13 protein-coding genes and 5 tRNA genes are annotated in these 16,587 nt (G+C 44.0%); 1 reads left to right on the top strand and 17 read right to left on the bottom strand.

Annotated features, from left to right (window positions below; all coding sequences use genetic code 11):
- Positions 1 to 13: 13 nt before the first annotated feature.
- From ACX0G7_RS05270 to rplK, 8 genes are all read right to left on the bottom strand, one after another.
- A complete protein-coding gene (locus tag ACX0G7_RS05270) occupies positions 14 to 2,299 on the bottom strand; it encodes a GH92 family glycosyl hydrolase (RefSeq protein ID WP_458922380.1) in 2,286 nt (761 codons plus the stop codon).
- 63 nt (positions 2,300 to 2,362) lie between these two features.
- Positions 2,363 to 3,379, bottom strand: a complete 1,017-nt coding sequence (locus ACX0G7_RS05265) for a LacI family DNA-binding transcriptional regulator (protein WP_458922379.1) — start codon at positions 3,377 to 3,379, stop codon at positions 2,363 to 2,365.
- 189 nt (positions 3,380 to 3,568) lie between these two features.
- Positions 3,569 to 5,188 (bottom strand): RagB/SusD family nutrient uptake outer membrane protein, encoded by a 1,620-nt coding sequence (locus ACX0G7_RS05260; protein WP_458922378.1) that lies wholly within the window; start codon positions 5,186 to 5,188, stop codon positions 3,569 to 3,571.
- 48 nt (positions 5,189 to 5,236) lie between these two features.
- On the bottom strand, positions 5,237 to 8,251 hold the full coding sequence (locus ACX0G7_RS05255) for a SusC/RagA family TonB-linked outer membrane protein (RefSeq protein ID WP_458922377.1): 3,015 nt from the start codon (positions 8,249 to 8,251) through the stop codon (positions 5,237 to 5,239).
- A 355-nt stretch (positions 8,252 to 8,606) separates the two neighbouring features.
- The gene (rplL, locus tag ACX0G7_RS05250; protein WP_458922376.1) at positions 8,607 to 8,981 is read right to left on the bottom strand and encodes a 50S ribosomal protein L7/L12; all 375 of its coding nucleotides are present in this window, start codon (positions 8,979 to 8,981) and stop codon (positions 8,607 to 8,609) included.
- 175 nt (positions 8,982 to 9,156) lie between these two features.
- A complete protein-coding gene (gene rplJ / locus ACX0G7_RS05245) occupies positions 9,157 to 9,846 on the bottom strand; it encodes a 50S ribosomal protein L10 (protein ID WP_458922375.1) in 690 nt (229 codons plus the stop codon).
- Positions 9,847 to 9,872: 26 nt separating this feature from the next.
- On the bottom strand, positions 9,873 to 10,565 hold the full coding sequence (rplA, locus tag ACX0G7_RS05240; RefSeq protein ID WP_458922374.1) for a 50S ribosomal protein L1: 693 nt from the start codon (positions 10,563 to 10,565) through the stop codon (positions 9,873 to 9,875).
- 42 nt (positions 10,566 to 10,607) lie between these two features.
- Positions 10,608 to 11,051 (bottom strand): 50S ribosomal protein L11, encoded by a 444-nt coding sequence (gene rplK, locus ACX0G7_RS05235; RefSeq protein ID WP_458922373.1) that lies wholly within the window; start codon positions 11,049 to 11,051, stop codon positions 10,608 to 10,610.
- Positions 11,052 to 11,235: 184 nt separating this feature from the next.
- Here rplK and ACX0G7_RS05230 point away from each other — a divergent pair, with 184 nt between their 5' ends.
- Positions 11,236 to 12,495, top strand: a complete 1,260-nt coding sequence (locus ACX0G7_RS05230; RefSeq protein ID WP_458922372.1) for a transglutaminase-like domain-containing protein — start codon at positions 11,236 to 11,238, stop codon at positions 12,493 to 12,495.
- A gap of 276 nt (positions 12,496 to 12,771) precedes the next feature.
- Here the strand turns inward: ACX0G7_RS05230 and ACX0G7_RS05225 are convergent, their stop codons facing one another.
- From ACX0G7_RS05225 to ACX0G7_RS05185, 9 genes are all read right to left on the bottom strand, one after another.
- Positions 12,772 to 13,167 carry a hypothetical protein gene (locus ACX0G7_RS05225; RefSeq protein ID WP_458922371.1) on the bottom strand — a complete coding sequence of 132 codons (396 nt, stop codon included), beginning with the start codon at positions 13,165 to 13,167 and terminating at the stop codon, positions 12,772 to 12,774.
- Positions 13,168 to 13,302: 135 nt separating this feature from the next.
- Positions 13,303 to 13,893, bottom strand: coding sequence for a transcription termination/antitermination protein NusG (gene nusG / locus ACX0G7_RS05220; RefSeq protein WP_458922370.1), 591 nt, complete (start codon positions 13,891 to 13,893; stop codon positions 13,303 to 13,305).
- A 2-nt stretch (positions 13,894 to 13,895) separates the two neighbouring features.
- Positions 13,896 to 14,087 carry a preprotein translocase subunit SecE gene (gene secE / locus ACX0G7_RS05215; RefSeq protein ID WP_458922369.1) on the bottom strand — a complete coding sequence of 64 codons (192 nt, stop codon included), beginning with the start codon at positions 14,085 to 14,087 and terminating at the stop codon, positions 13,896 to 13,898.
- A gap of 104 nt (positions 14,088 to 14,191) precedes the next feature.
- Positions 14,192 to 14,262 (bottom strand) — tRNA-Trp (locus ACX0G7_RS05210).
- Between the two features lie 135 nt (positions 14,263 to 14,397).
- Positions 14,398 to 15,585 (bottom strand): elongation factor Tu, encoded by a 1,188-nt coding sequence (gene tuf, locus ACX0G7_RS05205; protein WP_458922368.1) that lies wholly within the window; start codon positions 15,583 to 15,585, stop codon positions 14,398 to 14,400.
- A 151-nt stretch (positions 15,586 to 15,736) separates the two neighbouring features.
- A tRNA-Thr gene (locus ACX0G7_RS05200) sits at positions 15,737 to 15,808 on the bottom strand.
- 84 nt (positions 15,809 to 15,892) lie between these two features.
- Positions 15,893 to 15,968: transfer RNA gene (locus tag ACX0G7_RS05195), tRNA-Gly, on the bottom strand.
- A 176-nt stretch (positions 15,969 to 16,144) separates the two neighbouring features.
- Positions 16,145 to 16,226: transfer RNA gene (locus ACX0G7_RS05190), tRNA-Tyr, on the bottom strand.
- A gap of 17 nt (positions 16,227 to 16,243) precedes the next feature.
- Positions 16,244 to 16,317, bottom strand: a tRNA-Thr gene (locus ACX0G7_RS05185).
- Between the last annotated feature and the right edge of the window lie 270 nt (positions 16,318 to 16,587).

The raw sequence follows: 16,587 nt of genomic DNA, 5'->3' as shown, positions 1-16,587 counted from the left end.
TAAACAGAACGCCTCAGGGTTTGGTATAGGAATATGGATAGGCTTTTGAAGTAGTGCCTCTCTGCTTAGCTGGTTGGGACTGCATCTCAAACTGCAACTTTCCACCCTTCTGAAGATCAGTGTGCTCAAGCCAGTTTTTCTCAACAACCACGCCGTTCCATTTCACCTGCGACACATATTTATTTTCGGCTGAACTTTTTGGTGATTCTATTTCAATCTTCTTCCCATTGTCCAGTGTAACAACCATCTTTTTGAATAAGGGTGTACCCATTACATACTGTGTGGTACCGGGACAAACAGGATAAAAGCCCATCGCTGAAAAAACATACCAGGCCGAAGTCTGGCCATTGTCTTCATCACCACAGTAACCATCAGGCGTGGGCTTATACAGCCGCTCCATTACCTCGCGTACCCAATACTGTGTCTTCCAGGGCTGGCCGGCGTAATTATATAAATAGATCATGTGCTGTATGGGTTGATTACCGTGGGCATACTGACCCATATTCATGATCTGCATTTCACGGATTTCGTGTATTACACCCCGGTAGTAGCTCTCGTCGAAAACCGGGGGCATGTTAAACACTGAATCAAGCATCCTGATAAACATCTCATTTCCACCCATCAGCTTTTTCAAACCCTCGATATCATGAAATACGCTCCAGCTGTAGTGCCAGCTGTTTCCTTCCGTAAATGCATCACCCCATTTGAATGGATTAAAAGGAGACTGGAACTTACCATCCTGGTTTTTACCCCGCATAAGTTTGGTTTCGGGATCGAAAAGATTCCGGTAGTTCTGGCTACGCTTTTCGTAAAGATCAATTTCAGCCTGCGGGCGTTTGAGTGCTTTTGCAAGTTGCCAGATCGTAAAGTCATCATATGCATATTCCAGCGTCCGGGCCGCGTTCTCATTAATCTTCACGTCATAAGGAACATAACCAAGTTCATTATAGTATTTAACTCCTGCCCTTCCGACAGCGGTCACCGGTCCTTCATTGTTTGCCCCTTTTACCAGCGCTTCCCAAAGGACGTTCATGTCCTGTCCCCTTACTCCTTTGATATATGCATCGGCCACAACAGAAGCTGAATTGTTACCAACCATCACACTTCTGAAACCAGGGCTCGACCACTCCGGAAGAAAACCTCCTTCCCTAAAATCATTTGCCAGCCCTTCCTGCATTTCCTTGTTGATTGACGGATATACAAAATTCAGGAATGGATACAGTGCACGGAATGTATCCCAGAAGCCGGTTCCCGCAAACATGTAACCAGGTAAGGTTTTACCGTTATATGGACTATAATGTACCATCTCACCTGCAGCATTATATTCATAGTGCTTTTGAGGGAACTGCAGTGTCCGGTAGAGGCAGGAATAGAATGTCTTCGTTTGTTCTATGGTGCCGCCTTCCACACTAAGTTTGCTCAGCTGTTTGTTCCAGGCAGACTTTGCTTTTTGTTTAGTGCTTTCGAATTCATCGGTCCCGACTTCTTTATCGAGGTTCAGCTGTGCCTGTTCATGGCTGATGAATGAAGATGCCACCTTAAGACCGATCTTTTCTCCTTTTTTTGTTTTAAAACCGATGATGGCTCCGGCATGCCTGGCTGTGATCTCTATTGAATCTCTCACCAGCGTGCTGTCGTGCCAGCCCATAGACATCGTGAAGGCTTTGTCGAGCTGGATAACGAAATAATTTTTGAAGTTTGCAGGAACGCCGCCACTGTTGCGGGTCGTGTATCCTATTATCTTTTTCTCTGAAGGAATGATCTTAACATATGATCCCCGGTCAAAGGCGTCAACTACCAGGAATGCACTATCAGTTTCCGGATAAGTAAAACGGAATTGTGCCGCTCTTTCGGTGGCGGTAAGTTCTGTGACGACATCCGCGTCTGCCAGGTATACACTATAATAATAGGGCTTTACAACCTCTGCTTTGTGGGAGAACCAACTTGCCCGGTCATTCTGGGTAAACTTGAGTTTGCCAGTAACTGGCATTATTGAAAACTGCCCATAGTCATTCATCCATGGCGAGGGCTGGTGAGTTTGTTTAAATCCACGGATCCTGTCAGAACTATAAGTGTAAGCCCAGCCATTACCCATCATTCCGGTTTGTGGCAGCCAGAAGTTCATACCCCAGGGAACCGCGATGGCCGGATAGGTATTTCCGTTAGAGAGGCTCGGCTTGGAATCAGTGCCCATCAGGGGATTAACCCATTCAACCGGATCAGAAACTTTCGAGACCAGCTGCGCATTGCTCACGAAGGTAAGAAGCGAGAAAAAAGGGAGTAGAATAAAGCTTTTCATAAATCAAGCATTTGAAACCGAAAAATACTATACTAAATCGTTTTTGCAAAAAGAAAAGGAAAATTATGTGCTACCCCTTTCTATCAGGGTACCCTTGATCTGGATGCCAACTTTGTCCGAACTTACTTTGTCTTTACCCAGCTGTTTCAGCAGCAGGTTAATGGCGGTTTTGCCAATCTCCTCAACGGGTTGTTTTATCGATGCTATACCAGGTGGATACAGACTAAAGATATCGTGGTCATCAAAGCAGATCACTGCAATATCTTTTGGAATCTTAAGATTAAGTTCATGGATGCTTTGAAGTCCTGTGATTCCAAGATAGTTTGTTGCAAAAAATATCGCATCAAGTTCAGGGTGTTTGCGGATGAAATTGCAAAGTGCTTCCACGCCAACTTCCTTTTCATAATTATACGGCAAGCGGAAGATCAGTGATTTTTGAGCAGGAATTTTATGTTTTTTAAGTGCCTCCAGGTAAGCCTGTTCTCTTTGCCTGATTTGTACCAGGTCCATTTCAACCGTTACAAACCCTATTTTTTTATGCCCTTTCTGTATCAGGTGATTCATGCCCTGGGTGATACCGGAGATATTGTTGACAAGCACATAAGGGGCGGGTACGTCCGGAAAATATCCATCAATGAGTACTACCGGCTTTTTATGCCTGAGCAACTCTTCAATATCTTTCTCCAGCCCCACAACCGGAGTAATAAGATAGCCATCCACCTGGCTGTGTGATAACATACGGATCATCTCCTGCCCTTTAGCCAGGTTGTTCTCCGTGCTGCAATAGACGATCCGGTATCCGAATTTATCGGCTTCCTGTTCAATGATACGGGCGAGGGCCCCAAAAAAATTCCCCCCGATACTTTCAACGATAAGACCTAATATTTTTGACTGGCCGGTTCTGAGACTAACCGCTACCTGGTTAGGCTTATACCCTTCTCTTGCAGCTACCGCTTTGATTTTCTTGGCCAGCCGTTCACTTATTCTCATTTCCTTTTCCTTACCATTCAGTACGAATGAAACTGTCGATGGCGAGGCGCCGGAAAGTGTGGCAATATCCTTTAAAGATACTTTTTTCATTAGAAGATTTTTTAGCGCTACAGGATCAGGCTCAACACAACAGGCAAAGGCGTAGGGTCCAAATATAACCGAATCATATCATCTGAAAAGATTCATCTTTTCTGCCGCACAGATTTGCTCTCAGAGACAGGCGGAAAAAGCAAAGGTCATATCGCGATGATATGACCTTTGGATATTATTGAAATCTGATTAGTAACCAGGATTCTGTTCAAGATTTGGATTCAGCACACGTTGCCTGTTAGGGATGGGGAATAATTCCTTGTTTTTATCGTTGCTTGGCACGTGATCCCACCATGCAGTCGAAGTAAATTTTCCGAAACGGATAAGATCCTGGCGACGGAAACCTTCCCAAAGAAACTCCCTACCTCTTTCAGCCAGCAATTCGTCCATGGTCAAAGTGGATGTAGTGTAAGCCTCGGTAGCCCAGTCGGCAGCTGAAAATGAACGTTTCCTGGAATCATTGATCAGCGTAACAGCTGCTGCTGTGGCTGCATTCCCGTTCTTTCGCATCAGCGACTCCGCTTTCGCAAAATAGATCCAGGTGAGCCTGTAAATTGCCCAGTCAGTGCTCATGTAAGTAGCATCTGCCTGGCGGCCCGGTTTGTATTTATTGAATCTGAGACCGCTGTTCTCTTCACCCTGGGTCATGTCTGACTGCGTTTTATTTTCACTTACGCGCTGAATGCTGTCAACAAAAACCAGTTGTTTACCGGAATATTCTTCTGAACCCAATACCGGCCTGGTTGGATCAGTGAGATACCATTGTGGTCCTCTGAGTATCCACTCACTTCTCCTCAGATCATTGCTTTTAAATTTGCTGAAAACACCCGGGATCATAACCACACCATCATTTCCATTATGTGTTCCATCATAGATAAAACGCTGATTGAAATGATAAAAGTCGCTTGTCCATTGTGGCTTCCAACCCGATCCGTTTACAAAGTCATATGCAATTGAGAAGATGATTTCCCTGGAAAGATGATTGGTTGGTTTATAGGTATCAGTAATGTTCGGATCGAGAGCCATTGCCCCGTTCTGCCCGCCGGCCGTGTTATTAATCAATGCGTCACAGGCTGCAATACAATCATCCCAGCGCGCAGTTCCTGTCCACTTTTCTGCATTCAGATACAGCTCGACCAACATACCATATGCGGCAGCTTTGGTTGCCCTGCCGATCATGGCAGCGGAAAGATTCGGCAGCGCATTGATGTTATCCTTGATTTCTTTCTCGACATAAGCGAAAACCTCTGATCTTGGTTTTGTGGGCGGACTTGGCTCACCTATTTTATAAGCAATGGGGATATTACCATAAAGATCCATCAGCCTGATGTAATGAAATGCACGGAGCATTTTCATTTCAGCGATATAAGCCGCTTTTTCAGCTTCGGTGATTCCCATATCAGCAATGTTCCTTGCCTCCAGGTTTTCGATCGGGCTTGAACAAAGTCCAAGACCCCACCACATAAGCCTCCAGGGACCCCAGATTTCTTCACCGTCGTTTGTCCATGTATGATAGTGATCCCTGATCCAGGTTCCACCATCCTGGCCATGCCTTCCTTTAACCGGCCAGGCCAATTGATCGGCAGACAATTCACTCAAACGCCACCATCCGTTTTGCCCCGGGGTGATCCAGGCATTTGCGTGAGTATATGGACGGAGAACCGCGGTTAATACCTCGTTTTTATTATTGTAATAATTCTCAGCAACATATTCGCTGTATACATTTTCATCCAGTTTTGTACAGCTATCAAGAGCTGCCAATGGAAGCAGCATCAGGGAATATTTCAGAATGCTTTTAAACTTTCTCATTTATTAAAATTTATACTTATTCAGAATTAGGTTTCTAAACATTTTTATTTAGAAGCCAAGATTGAGACCGAACAGGAATGAAGTAGTGCTCGGGTAAGGTCCACGGCCATCTAAACCAGCATCAAGACCGGTGTCATTGATAAAATCAGGATCGTTGCCAGTGTACTTTGTAAATGTTGCAAGGTTCTGTGTAGATGCATAAACCCTGAGACTTCTCACCCATTGGGATCTCAATTTGAAATTGTAAGCAAGGGTTACTTCGTCAAGCTTTATATAACTACCCGACTCGAGGTAATAATCTGAATATTGATATGTGTTGGCAACTGTCGAAGTGTTCAGCTGATTATGCTTTTCAAATGTACTTTTTAAGAGGTTAGTACTTGTTTGCTTATTAGCATAGGTCATAGCCATACGATTCAACACCTTGTGTCCGAATTTACCACGGAAGAATACACGAAGATCAAATCCTTTATAGCTGACAGAGTTGGTCCATGATGCATAATATTTAGGAATTCCGTATCCTAACACTGCGAGGTCGGTTGTATTAGGGTCTGTTGAAGTATTGATCTGGCTGAAAGGGACTGCTTTGTTATTCCGTGTGTAGAACAACCATGAGCCATCGTTTGCAAAACCGGCAAAACGTTTACCCCAGAAAGCACCAAGCTGGCCGCCTTCAACAGTTCTGATAGCAGCACCTAAAGCGCCTGCACCGCCGATATCTCCATAGGTCTTTGCAGTTCCCTTATATTGTTCGTTAGAGAAAGTGACGAGCTTGTTAGTTTGAGTACTTCCTGTGAAATCCATGCTCCAGTTCAGGTCCTTCCCTTTTATTACCTGGCCGCTTAAGGTAAGCTCAATACCACGGTTCTCGATGGTTCCAACATTTGTATAGATACTTGTTTGTACATAGGCTGGTAACTGGGTATCAAATGTTTCGAGCAGGTCAACGGTTCTTCTTTGGAACACTTCGATTGCACCGGTAACCCTGTTGTTGGCTATACCGAAATCAAGTCCAAGGTTCAACTCTTTTTTTGTTTCCCATCTCAGATCCGGATTAGGGTTCCTGTTTGGTCCGTAGGTCTGGCGCCATACACCATCGGGATAAAGGTAAAAACCACCAGTGCCCAATGTTACATAAGAGGCATAGTTTGCAAATCCAGTGTTGCCTGTTTCACCATATCCAACCCTGAGTTTCAGGTAATTGATAGTGCGTGAGATGGACTGCATAAAGTTTTCCTTTGAAAGTTCCCATCCTGCTGAAACCGCGGGGAAACTTGCCCATTTGTTGTTTTCTCCGAACCTCGATGATCCCTCGCGGCGAAGTATACCCTGTAAATAATACCGACCCTTGTAAGAGTAGTTGACCCGTCCAAAAAAAGCGATCAGGGTATTGTCATTTTTATTACTTGCCATGTTGCCTCCCTGCGCGCGCTGCCAGTTCCCTGCACCCATGTTGTTATTTTCAAACAGATCGTTCACATATCCTGAGTTAGCGAAAGACGAACTTTCATTTACCTCGTAACGATAACTGTAACCCGCTACAGCGGCTATTGTATTCTCACCGAACTCCGTGTTATAGTCGATGGTTGGTTCAAAAGCGTAGTTATTATTATTAACCTGGCCCTTGTATGCATAACCAGTTCCGTTTGGCTGAACATTGTTTGTGCTGCCAACAACAGAATTTCTTGAACCAATATCTTTATACTGGTTATCTACATACATATCTCTCTGCAATGCTCCGAACGCAGAAATCCTCAGGTTCTTCAGCACTTCTAATGTGAACTTCACATCCAGTGATGTTGTCTGCTGACTTCTCTTGGACATTTCCTGGTCGTAAATACTTGCCTGGTTGTTCGAGCCTGTGGTTCCGGGATCCTCATAAAAAGATCCATCAGCATTGTAGATGGGTTGAGTCGGAAGGCGTGAAAGAATAGTCTCCCAGCCGATGCCGACCAGGTTAGCCTTATTGTAGTTGGTTGCAAGATTTATAAGTGTGGTCAATTTATCGTTGAAGCCCTTGTGGTTCAGGTTCAATCTCGCACCATAGTTTGTTCTTTCATTTTGATTTGCTATTCCCTGTAAAGCCTGGTAGTACAAGCTTGCGCGGTAGGTCATATTTTTTGCTCCACCCGAGATTGCCAGGTTATGATAATGGCTCAGATTATTGGTATTATGCACCTCATCTTCAAACATGTTGTTTGACACGCCGCCCCATAAAGGATTGTCCCGGTTAGCCGGAAGTTTTCCCTGTGAGATCAACTGACGGATCTCGCTGGCATTGTAAAACTCAGGCATCATTACTGGTATTTCATGACGGACATATGCGTTATAGTCAAATCTCGCTTCACCTGCTCTTCCTTTTTTTGTAGTGATGAGGATCACACCTCCATTACCCCGTGTACCGTAAATTGCTGCCGCGGATCCGTCTTTTAATACGTCAATAGAAGCAATATCATCCTGTTGTAACAGATCAAGGTTACCCCCTGGTATTCCGTCTATAACAACCAATGGAGAGTTACCCGCGGTGAGCGAGTTTATACCCCTGATCTGGATGCTTACACCAGAATTAGGGTTTGATCCCCCGGTCCTGGTAATGGTAAGACCAGCTACTTTACCCTGGGCCAGGTCCAACACATTTCTTGCACCACTCTGGCGAAAATCGTCCGGAGTGATGGAAGAAACTGCGGAGTTGATCTCTTTTTTCTTCAAAGTACCATAACCGACTACCACAACTGCATCCAGAGAAGAAGTACCGCTTCCCATGGTAATGTCAAGCACACTGTCGTTGGTAACATTAACTTCCTGGGTTGCGAACCCGGTAAAAGTGAAAACAAGGGTAGTATTACCGGCAGGTGTTTCCACGGAGAATTTTCCGTCGTTGCCGGTCTGAACACCTGTCGTGGTGCCCTTCACAGACACGCTAACCCCCGGCAATGGCACATTGTCCTGGTCCTTGACTGTACCAGTGATGATTCGTGTTTGCGAAAACGCAGTACTTGAGAATAAGAAAAACAGCATGCTGACCAGCATGACCTGCTTTGAAAGAAATCTGAGTTGATTCATGCAAGTGGGTTTTTGTTTTGGTTAATCCGAAAATTGTGCTAAACCGTTTTAGCTATCAGGCCCAAAAAAAATATCAAAAATGATATGTTGGAAGAGAGTGCTTCAGAGCTGACTAACGGAAAAAGTTAAACGATTCGGGATTTTTGTTTGTGTGCCAATATTACGCATCAAAATCGATTTAGCAAAAAAGTTTTAGCATTTCCTTAAGAGAGCTCTGAAGGAATAAGACTGCATTTCTGAACGAATGCTGCTTGAGGTTACAGGTATTTCTGATGATCTTACCTTGATAGGGATAAATAAGAAAACGGCTGCTCCAAACTAATGAAACAGCCGTTTATAAGATATAAGCTAAGTCTTACTGCATTTCAACGTCAGCACCAGCTTCTTTCAGCTTAGCTACCATTGCTTCTGCATCAGCTTTGCTGATTCCTTCCTTGATTGGTTTTGGAGCGCTGTCAACCAGGTCTTTCGCTTCTTTAAGACCTAAGCCTGTAAGATCTTTAACGATCTTAACAACACCTAACTTAGATGCACCACCGCTTTTCAGGATAACAGTAAATGCAGTCTGCTCTTCTTTCGGAGCTGCACCGCCTTCACCACCTGCTGCTGCAACTACAGTTGCTGCTGCTGGTTCGATACCGTATTCTGATTTAAGAAAATCAGCCAATTCCTGTACTTCTTTTACAGTAAGGCCAACCAGTTGTTCTGCTAATGTTTTTACGTCTGCCATTTGATTAAAATTTTTTCCGCCTTCAGTGCCTGGGTCTCAGACTCCGGCGGACATGATTAAAAAAATTTTGCCTTTATTATTCCCTCAGGCCTGGGATATTATCAGGTATAAATCTGCGATTTTAGCTTCGGTTTGCAACAATGCTACAGGGTAGCCGGAAGCTGCTAACGAGTGCTTAAGCTTGTGGCGCTGCATCAGGTGCATCTGAAGCCGGGGCTTCGGGTGCTGCTGGTGCACTTGCTTCAGCTGCTGGTGCGCTTGCTTCAGCTGCTGGTGCACTTGCTTCAGCTGCTGGTGCGCTTGCTTCAGCTGCTGGTGCACTTGCTTCAGCTGCTGGTGCAGCGGCTTCAGCCTTTGTACCACCACCTGCAGCAAGTTGTTCGTGATGATGCAATAAGGCCGCGAGTACTCTCTTGGCTGGTGATTGCAACAACCCGATCACTTCACCGATCAGTTCATTTTTGGTCTTGATCTGGGTCAGTGCTTTCAGGCTATCGTCGCCTGCGTAGATATCGCCATTGATAAAAGCTGCCTTCAGTTCGGGCTTTTTACCATTGCTTGTCTTCCGGAAAGAACTGATGATCAGCGCTGGTTCCTTTGGATTCTCAGAAAAAAGCAAGGCAGTTACCTTGTGCAATGATTCGTAAACGCCTTCGTATTTCGTGCTGTCCAGTGACTCAAGTGCTTTTTTAATGAGGGTGTTCTTTGCAACTCTCATTTCAACCTGCTTGTCAAAACAAGCACGGCGGAGTTTGCCTACCTGCTCAACACTGAGTGATTCAGTATCGGCAACATAGAAGTTATTGTATTGTGAGAATTTGCCTTTCAGCAATTCGATCACTTCATTTTTTTCCTGTTTGTTCATAACAAAAGTTTTATCCGTAGCCGGAATTAGTTCATTAATGATTTTGTATCAACAGCAATTGCCGGACTCATAGTAGTTGCCATGAAAATACTTTTCAGGTAAGTACCTTTTGAAGATGAAGGTTTTGCCTTTACAATCGCATTGATCAGCTCGTTGCTGTTCTCGGTGATTTTTTCAGGACTGAAACTTACACGACCGATAGAAGCATGGATGATTCCAGCCTTATCAACCTTGAAAGCAATTTTACCACCCTTAACTTCATTCACAGCTGCTGCCACATCATTGGTAACAGTTCCGGTTTTTGGATTTGGCATCAGGTTACGTGGACCTAATATCTTACCAAGTTTACCAATCTTAGGCATTACTGAAGGAGTTGCAATGATAACATCAACATCAACCCATCCGCCTTCGATCTTTTGTACAAATTCGTCCAGGCCAACATAATCAGCACCTGCCGCCTTCGCATCAGCTTCTTTATCCGGGGGACAAAGAACAAGTACTTTTTTAGTTTTACCTGTACCATGTGGCAAGCTTACTGTGCCACGGATTGCCTGGTCTGCCTTCTTAGGATCAACACCCAAACGGATATGGAGATCTACTGAAGAATCAAATTTTGTTGTATTTATTTCCTTTACAAGTGAGGAAGCCTCCTTTAAGGAATATGATTTTGTCTTGTCAACTTTAGACTCGACTGCTTTTCTTTTTTTAGGTATTCCCATGATCATTCAAGTTTTAGAGTCCCGCACGTGCGGGATGAACAATTAATTTTCCCAGGGTGCTTTACCATCAACGGTAATACCCATACTGCGGGCTGTTCCGGCAACCATGCGCATAGCGCTGTCGAGTGTAAAGCAATTCAGGTCACTCATTTTGTCGTTGGCGATTGCCTCGACCTGTGACCAGCTCACTTTACCCACTTTATTACGGTTTGGTTCCTTTGAACCACCCTGCAATTTGGCTGCTTCTAACAACTGAACGGAAGCTGGAGGAGTCTTGATGATGAATTCGAAAGACTTGTCTGAATAAACGGTGATCAGTACCGGAAGTACTTTTCCCATCTTGTCCTGGGTACGTGCGTTGTACTGTTTGCAGAATTCCATGATATTAATACCCTTGGAACCCAGTGCCGGACCCACCGGAGGCGCAGGATTTGCCTGGCCGCCCTTTACCTGTAGCTTTACGTAGCCGGTAATTTCTTTTGCCATGTTTTACAATTTTTTTGGTGATAGCGTGCCGGTTTATCCGGCACTCCCAAACCATTAGAAAATAAGAACTTTTTATTTGGGGACGCGAAAGTACGACTTTATCTACTAATAACAAAGAAAACATATCTTGCTACCCCGAGCTGATTCAAAATGATTCAGTCACCTGTCGACAAGCTAATAATCAATGCGTACCGTCCGGATACAATTCATCCTGTTGCTGATCACCCTGGTTCTGGCACTACTTAACTGGTACGCCAGGAAGCAATTACCGGACAGCTATGCCCTTCAACTGTCTTACAATGAATTATATCTTGATCCGGGGTCACTAAGAATAAAAAGCGCGAAAAGTGAAGAAAATAAGCTCGCCATTCAACTCGGAGGGTCGGTCCACAAACTCTCTTCAAATATCCCCCCGAAAAACTTCTCAGATAGTAATTCTTTAAATTTCAGCTCGGTAGATACTGGCCGCGTATTCTGGCTCCATCAATATGGGTCTGTTGATTCATTCCGATTTTCAATCAACTTCGCCCCGGAACAGCTTTATCGATCCTTCGGGAACGCCGCGAAAGGCAACTTCGAGATAAACAGTTCTTCGCTTGTATTCTCAGATGCCAGCCTGATTGATCATGCAGAGTGGGCCTATGATTTCAAAAACCTGAAACAGGAAGCCCAGGAAGATAAAGATCTGCAGGAGTATCTGAAGGATTCGATTGGTATCCGCGACTCAGATCCGGGGCTCGCCAGGTTAGAAAAGATTTTCTTTCATCTTCTTCCGGTAACCTCACCAAATCTCGGTGTGCCGGCGGACTCGGTGAACAGTAAACAACCTTTGGAATTAGTTGGCCTGTTAAAACGTCATCGCGTGAAAGTCTGGTGCGGCAATCTTTCTACCTTGCTGGGAGCTATGACCTCGGCAGCTGGACTTCCTACGCGCCTGGTTACGACAGAAGGTTACCACTCTTTTACCTATCCTGTGCATTCCTTCAATGAAGTTTACCTGCCTGAGTACAGATTGTGGATTTATACTGATCTCACTTCCGGAGTTGTATATCTCAAAACCAATGATAGGTTATTAAACACTGTCGAAATAAACAGGATGCTGAGGGCAGGAATATCCGGCGCAGATGTCAAAGCTGTTACAGGCAGGGATAGTATTGACAACACTCCTATTGACAGTCTGCCGCCTTACTTTACCTCTTACTTCGCGGCCCCTCAACGCTTTCGGTTTTACTATCCACGGTACCTCCGGGAACAAAACCTGCATTCTCCCTGGATCAGGATCAAAAGATTTCTTCAGCCAGCCTACAACTTCGCTTACTACAGCGAGGAAAATCATTATGCTGCCAACGGCTTTTGGTTCAGATCGCTGACCGGTTACCTGCTGATCCTTGCAATCATTATCAGTGTAGTTTACTTCGGCGCTTCGATTCTGCGCCGGAGATGATGAAGTCACCCAAAACAACCATGATTTTACTTTTTGTGTTGCCACGCGGCTGCCAGGTACAGGTTTGTTGGATGAAGACCTGATTGCCAGTATTTTAATGCAGAAAACTTGACCTGATCAGTTTTTTTAAGTAATTATGCAAAAGAAACGATCGCTATTTGTAATTGAGCACTTAATTAACATGTTATGAATAACTAATTGGCTACGTTTTTCATTTTTCGAAATTTTATGCGTAGCTTTTCTAATTAAAAAATTAAATTCTACTAATATTTTTTACTAACACTCATTAAATTCAAACAAAATGGCTAAAGCAAAGAAGAAAGCAGCTCCTAAAAAGGCAGCTAAGAAAGCAGCTCCGAAGAAAAAGGGAGCAAAAAAAGCAGCTCCTAAAAAAGCAGCTAAAAAAGGTGCAAAAAAGAAAGCCGCTAAAAAAGCAGCTCCTAAAAAAGCTGCCAAAAAAGGCGCAAAAAAAAAGGCCGCTAAAAAGGCCAGCCCCAAAAAAGCCGCAAAAAAAAAAGTAGCTAAGAAAGCGGCACCAAAAAAGGCTGGTAAGAAAAAAGCAGCTAAAAAACGCGCTTCCAGGTCATCAGACAGCGATTCCGCTATGTCAATGCCAGGAGCTGAGCCAGCAAATGAAATAGGAACTGATGTTCCTTCAGATAGCGCAAACATGTAAAAGCAATTTTACCTGTATAACAAATAAAAAAAGCCCTCTTGCGGGGGCTTTTTTTATTAATATCCTCTAGGGGAATTTTGTATTTTACCTGAAGCAGCTCACTGGCTTACGCAAATAGTTCAGATTGCATATCAGGCGAGTTTTTCAACCTGCATGTAGTTTAATTCAACAGGGGTTGAACGTCCGAATATCTTCACGGTTACTTTCAGCTTTTTCTTTTCATCATTCACCTCTTCGATCATACCATTGAAATCGTTGAACGGACCTTCAATGATCTTAATCGTTTCACCCACAATGAATGGCTCGCTCATAGTTGTACCACCAGCCTCGGCCATCTCATCCATCTTCCCAAGCATCTTGTTCACTTCGGCCTTACGAAGCGCAATCGGCGTTTCTTTTCCAAGAAAGTGAATAACACTGTTTGTATTCTTAATCGCCTCGCGGAGATCTTCAGACAACTTTCCATCAGTCACTTCTATCATCACGTAGCCTGGGTAATAGTTTCGCTCACGCATCACCTTTTTACCATTCTGCACCTTGTAAACCTTTTCAACAGGGAGAAATACCTGCTTTACGATATCGGTCCAACCACTGCGCGCAATTTCCTTATCCAGGTATTCCTTTACTTTCCGCTCCTTTCCGCTAACGACCCTAAGCACGAACCATTTGGTTTCCTGCTGTGAGGTTTCGTTATCGTGTTGCTGAGTAGTTTGATTTTCCATTATCAAAAAAATGAGTAGATTAATTTCAGACCCGACTGAGCCACAAGATCCATTCCCCAAACCAGGCCGGTGATCACGAGGGTAGCTACCAATACGATCACGGTGGATTGTTGCAATTGTGCCCAGGTAGGCCAGGTTACTTTTTCGAGTAACTCTTTATAGGATTCCTTAAAATAATTCGCAACTTTATTCATTTGCTTGGTTTAAATATTCGGTGTTTTCGGTCCGGTATCTAATTCAAAACACCGAACGGTATAAGTTTATTATATCGTGACGGTGTTAATTTCGAAATACTTTGCACGGGCACTAGGATTCGAACCCAGATCAAAGGTTTTGGAGACCTCTATTCTACCATTGAACTATGCCCGTATGTCAACTAAGGTCCGAAATAAAACCAAGCATGTAATGCTTTAACCAAGATTTTTTTAAGCTTAAAAAAAGTGCCTGTAAGCAGGCACTTTTTTTTTACTTACTTGATATTTCAGACGATTAGTCTGTATGGAATTACTTGATAATTTCAGTAACCTGACCAGCACCTACGGTACGGCCACCTTCCCTGATCGCAAATTTCAAACCTTTTTCCATTGCGATTGGTTGGATCAGTTTAACGCTGAGTGCAGTGTTATCACCAGGCATAACCATTTCAGTTCCTGCAGGTAATTCAACTTCACCGGTAACGTCAGTAGTACGGAAGTAGAACTGAGGGCGGTATTTGTTGAAGAATGGAGTGTGACGTCCGCCTTCTTCTTTGCTCAGTACATAAACCTCTCCTTTGAATTCAGTGTGTGGAGTGATTGAGCCTGGTTTTACAAGCACCATACCACGACGGATCTGGGTCTTTTCAATACCACGCAACAACAAACCAGCATTATCACCAGCTTCACCGGCATCGAGTAACTTACGGAACATTTCTACTCCGGTTACTGTTGATACCAATGGAGCATCCATCAGACCTACAATTTCAATAGCCTCACCAACTTTGATACGTCCTCTCTCGATACGACCAGTTGCAACGGTACCACGACCTGTAATTGAGAATACATCTTCAACTGACATCAGGAACGGTTGATCAACCGGGCGCGGAGGCAATGGAATGTATGTATCAACAGCTTCCATCAGCTCTTCAACAGCTTTAACCCATTTGGCATCTCCGGCCAAAGCACCGGTAGCAGAACCCTGGATAATTGGTGTATTATCACCATCGAAACCATAGAAACTCAGCAATTCGCGGATTTCCATTTCAACCAGTTCCAATAATTCCGGATCATCAACCAGATCCACTTTATTCATAAACACAACCATACGTGGTACACCAACCTGGCGGGCAAGAAGGATGTGTTCTTTTGTTTGGGGCATTGGTCCGTCAGTAGCAGCCACAACTAATATAGCACCGTCCATCTGGGCAGCACCTGTGATCATGTTCTTCACATAGTCAGCGTGACCAGGACAGTCAACGTGTGCATAGTGACGATTAGTGGTCTGATATTCCACGTGAGCTGTATTGATGGTAATACCTCTCTCCTTTTCCTCTGGTGCAGCATCAATTTCATCATACTTTTTCGCCTGCGCAAAACCCTTTGTTGCAAGGATAGTGGTGATTGCAGCTGTTAAAGTAGTTTTACCGTGGTCAATGTGACCGATGGTACCAACGTTGACGTGGGGTTTATCCCTCTTAAAAGTCTCTTTTGACATCGTTATCTGTTTTTAGTTGTGTGTTTTTTTGTTTGTGCAGCGCACAATTTAAATCTTAATACTGATAAACCTTGAATACTAATAACCTTGCTCTGATCAATTGCTAACTGGAGTTCAATTAATAACTGAAAAAATAAACCATAGTATGCAGAGCCGTTGATGAGAATCGAACTCACGACCTCTTCCTTACCAAGGAAGTGCTCTACCACTGAGCTACAAAGGCGTTTCAGTCATTGAGTCAGTGGTACCTAAAGAAAGTCAAATACAACAGCTAACTTTTTGACCTATTTGACTTTGACTGTTTTACTGGAGCGGGAGACGAGGCTCGAACTCGCCACCTATAGCTTGGAAGGCTATCGCTCTACCAAATGAGCTACTCCCGCATTAAAAATTACTCAAAGAACTAAACCTGTTTAAAACCGCAAAATCAGGCGCAAATTAGTGAATTAGCCGCTGAGAAGAACAAAAATCATCTCCCGACCAAATTCCACCTTATGCTACCCGGGCCTGCTGTTCGTATCCTGCCGGGGCCAAAGCTGACAGCACGAAACGATAAAGGTGGGCAGGAGTGGATTCGAACCACTGAAGTCGTAGACAGCGGATTTACAGTCCGCCCCATTTGGCCGCTCTGGAACCTGCCCTTCTGAAACATGATTAGAGCCAGTGGAGGGATTCGAACCCCCGACCAGCTGATTACAAATCAGCTGCTCTGGCCAACTGAGCTACACTGGCATTAATTCTTTTATTCCTGATCCGGTCTATTATGACAGTTTCAGTAATCATGTTTCAATTCTCTGAAAACCAATACTACAAAGAGCAATCACAAGTCAAAACTTCACCCCCCTAATTTTTGGGAAGGCAAAGGTAACTGAATTTGTTAAATCGAAAAATTTAAAAACGGAATTTTTTTCATCATTTCATACGATCACATAGAACCGTTCACAAATGAAAGTACCAGAAACTAAAAAACCTCCCGAAGGAGGTTTTGAAAAATTTATTATT

The sequence above is a fragment of the Flavitalea antarctica genome (assembly GCF_054461535.1).
The sequence above is the reverse complement of the archived record's forward strand: the minus strand, read 5'-3'. Positions and strand labels throughout refer to the sequence as shown.

Bases quoted from the DNA above. Each gene is read 5' to 3' on its own strand.
- secE (WP_458922369.1), bottom strand. From the start codon at position 14,087: ATGAATAAAGTTGCGAATTATTTTAAGGAATCCTATAAAGAGTTACTC.
- ACX0G7_RS05260 (WP_458922378.1), bottom strand. From the start codon at position 5,188: ATGAGAAAGTTTAAAAGCATTCTGAAATATTCCCTGATGCTGCTTCCA.
- nusG (WP_458922370.1), bottom strand. From the start codon at position 13,893: ATGGAAAATCAAACTACTCAGCAACACGATAACGAAACCTCACAGCAG.
- rplA (WP_458922374.1), bottom strand. From the start codon at position 10,565: ATGGGAATACCTAAAAAAAGAAAAGCAGTCGAGTCTAAAGTTGACAAG.
- tuf (WP_458922368.1), bottom strand. From the start codon at position 15,585: ATGTCAAAAGAGACTTTTAAGAGGGATAAACCCCACGTCAACGTTGGT.
- ACX0G7_RS05270 (WP_458922380.1), bottom strand. From the start codon at position 2,299: ATGAAAAGCTTTATTCTACTCCCTTTTTTCTCGCTTCTTACCTTCGTG.
- ACX0G7_RS05255 (WP_458922377.1), bottom strand. From the start codon at position 8,251: ATGAATCAACTCAGATTTCTTTCAAAGCAGGTCATGCTGGTCAGCATG.
- rplK (WP_458922373.1), bottom strand. From the start codon at position 11,051: ATGGCAAAAGAAATTACCGGCTACGTAAAGCTACAGGTAAAGGGCGGC.
- rplL (WP_458922376.1), bottom strand. From the start codon at position 8,981: ATGGCAGACGTAAAAACATTAGCAGAACAACTGGTTGGCCTTACTGTA.
- rplJ (WP_458922375.1), bottom strand. From the start codon at position 9,846: ATGAACAAACAGGAAAAAAATGAAGTGATCGAATTGCTGAAAGGCAAA.
- ACX0G7_RS05230 (WP_458922372.1), top strand. From the start codon at position 11,236: ATGCGTACCGTCCGGATACAATTCATCCTGTTGCTGATCACCCTGGTT.
- ACX0G7_RS05225 (WP_458922371.1), bottom strand. From the start codon at position 13,167: ATGTTTGCGCTATCTGAAGGAACATCAGTTCCTATTTCATTTGCTGGC.
- ACX0G7_RS05265 (WP_458922379.1), bottom strand. From the start codon at position 3,379: ATGAAAAAAGTATCTTTAAAGGATATTGCCACACTTTCCGGCGCCTCG.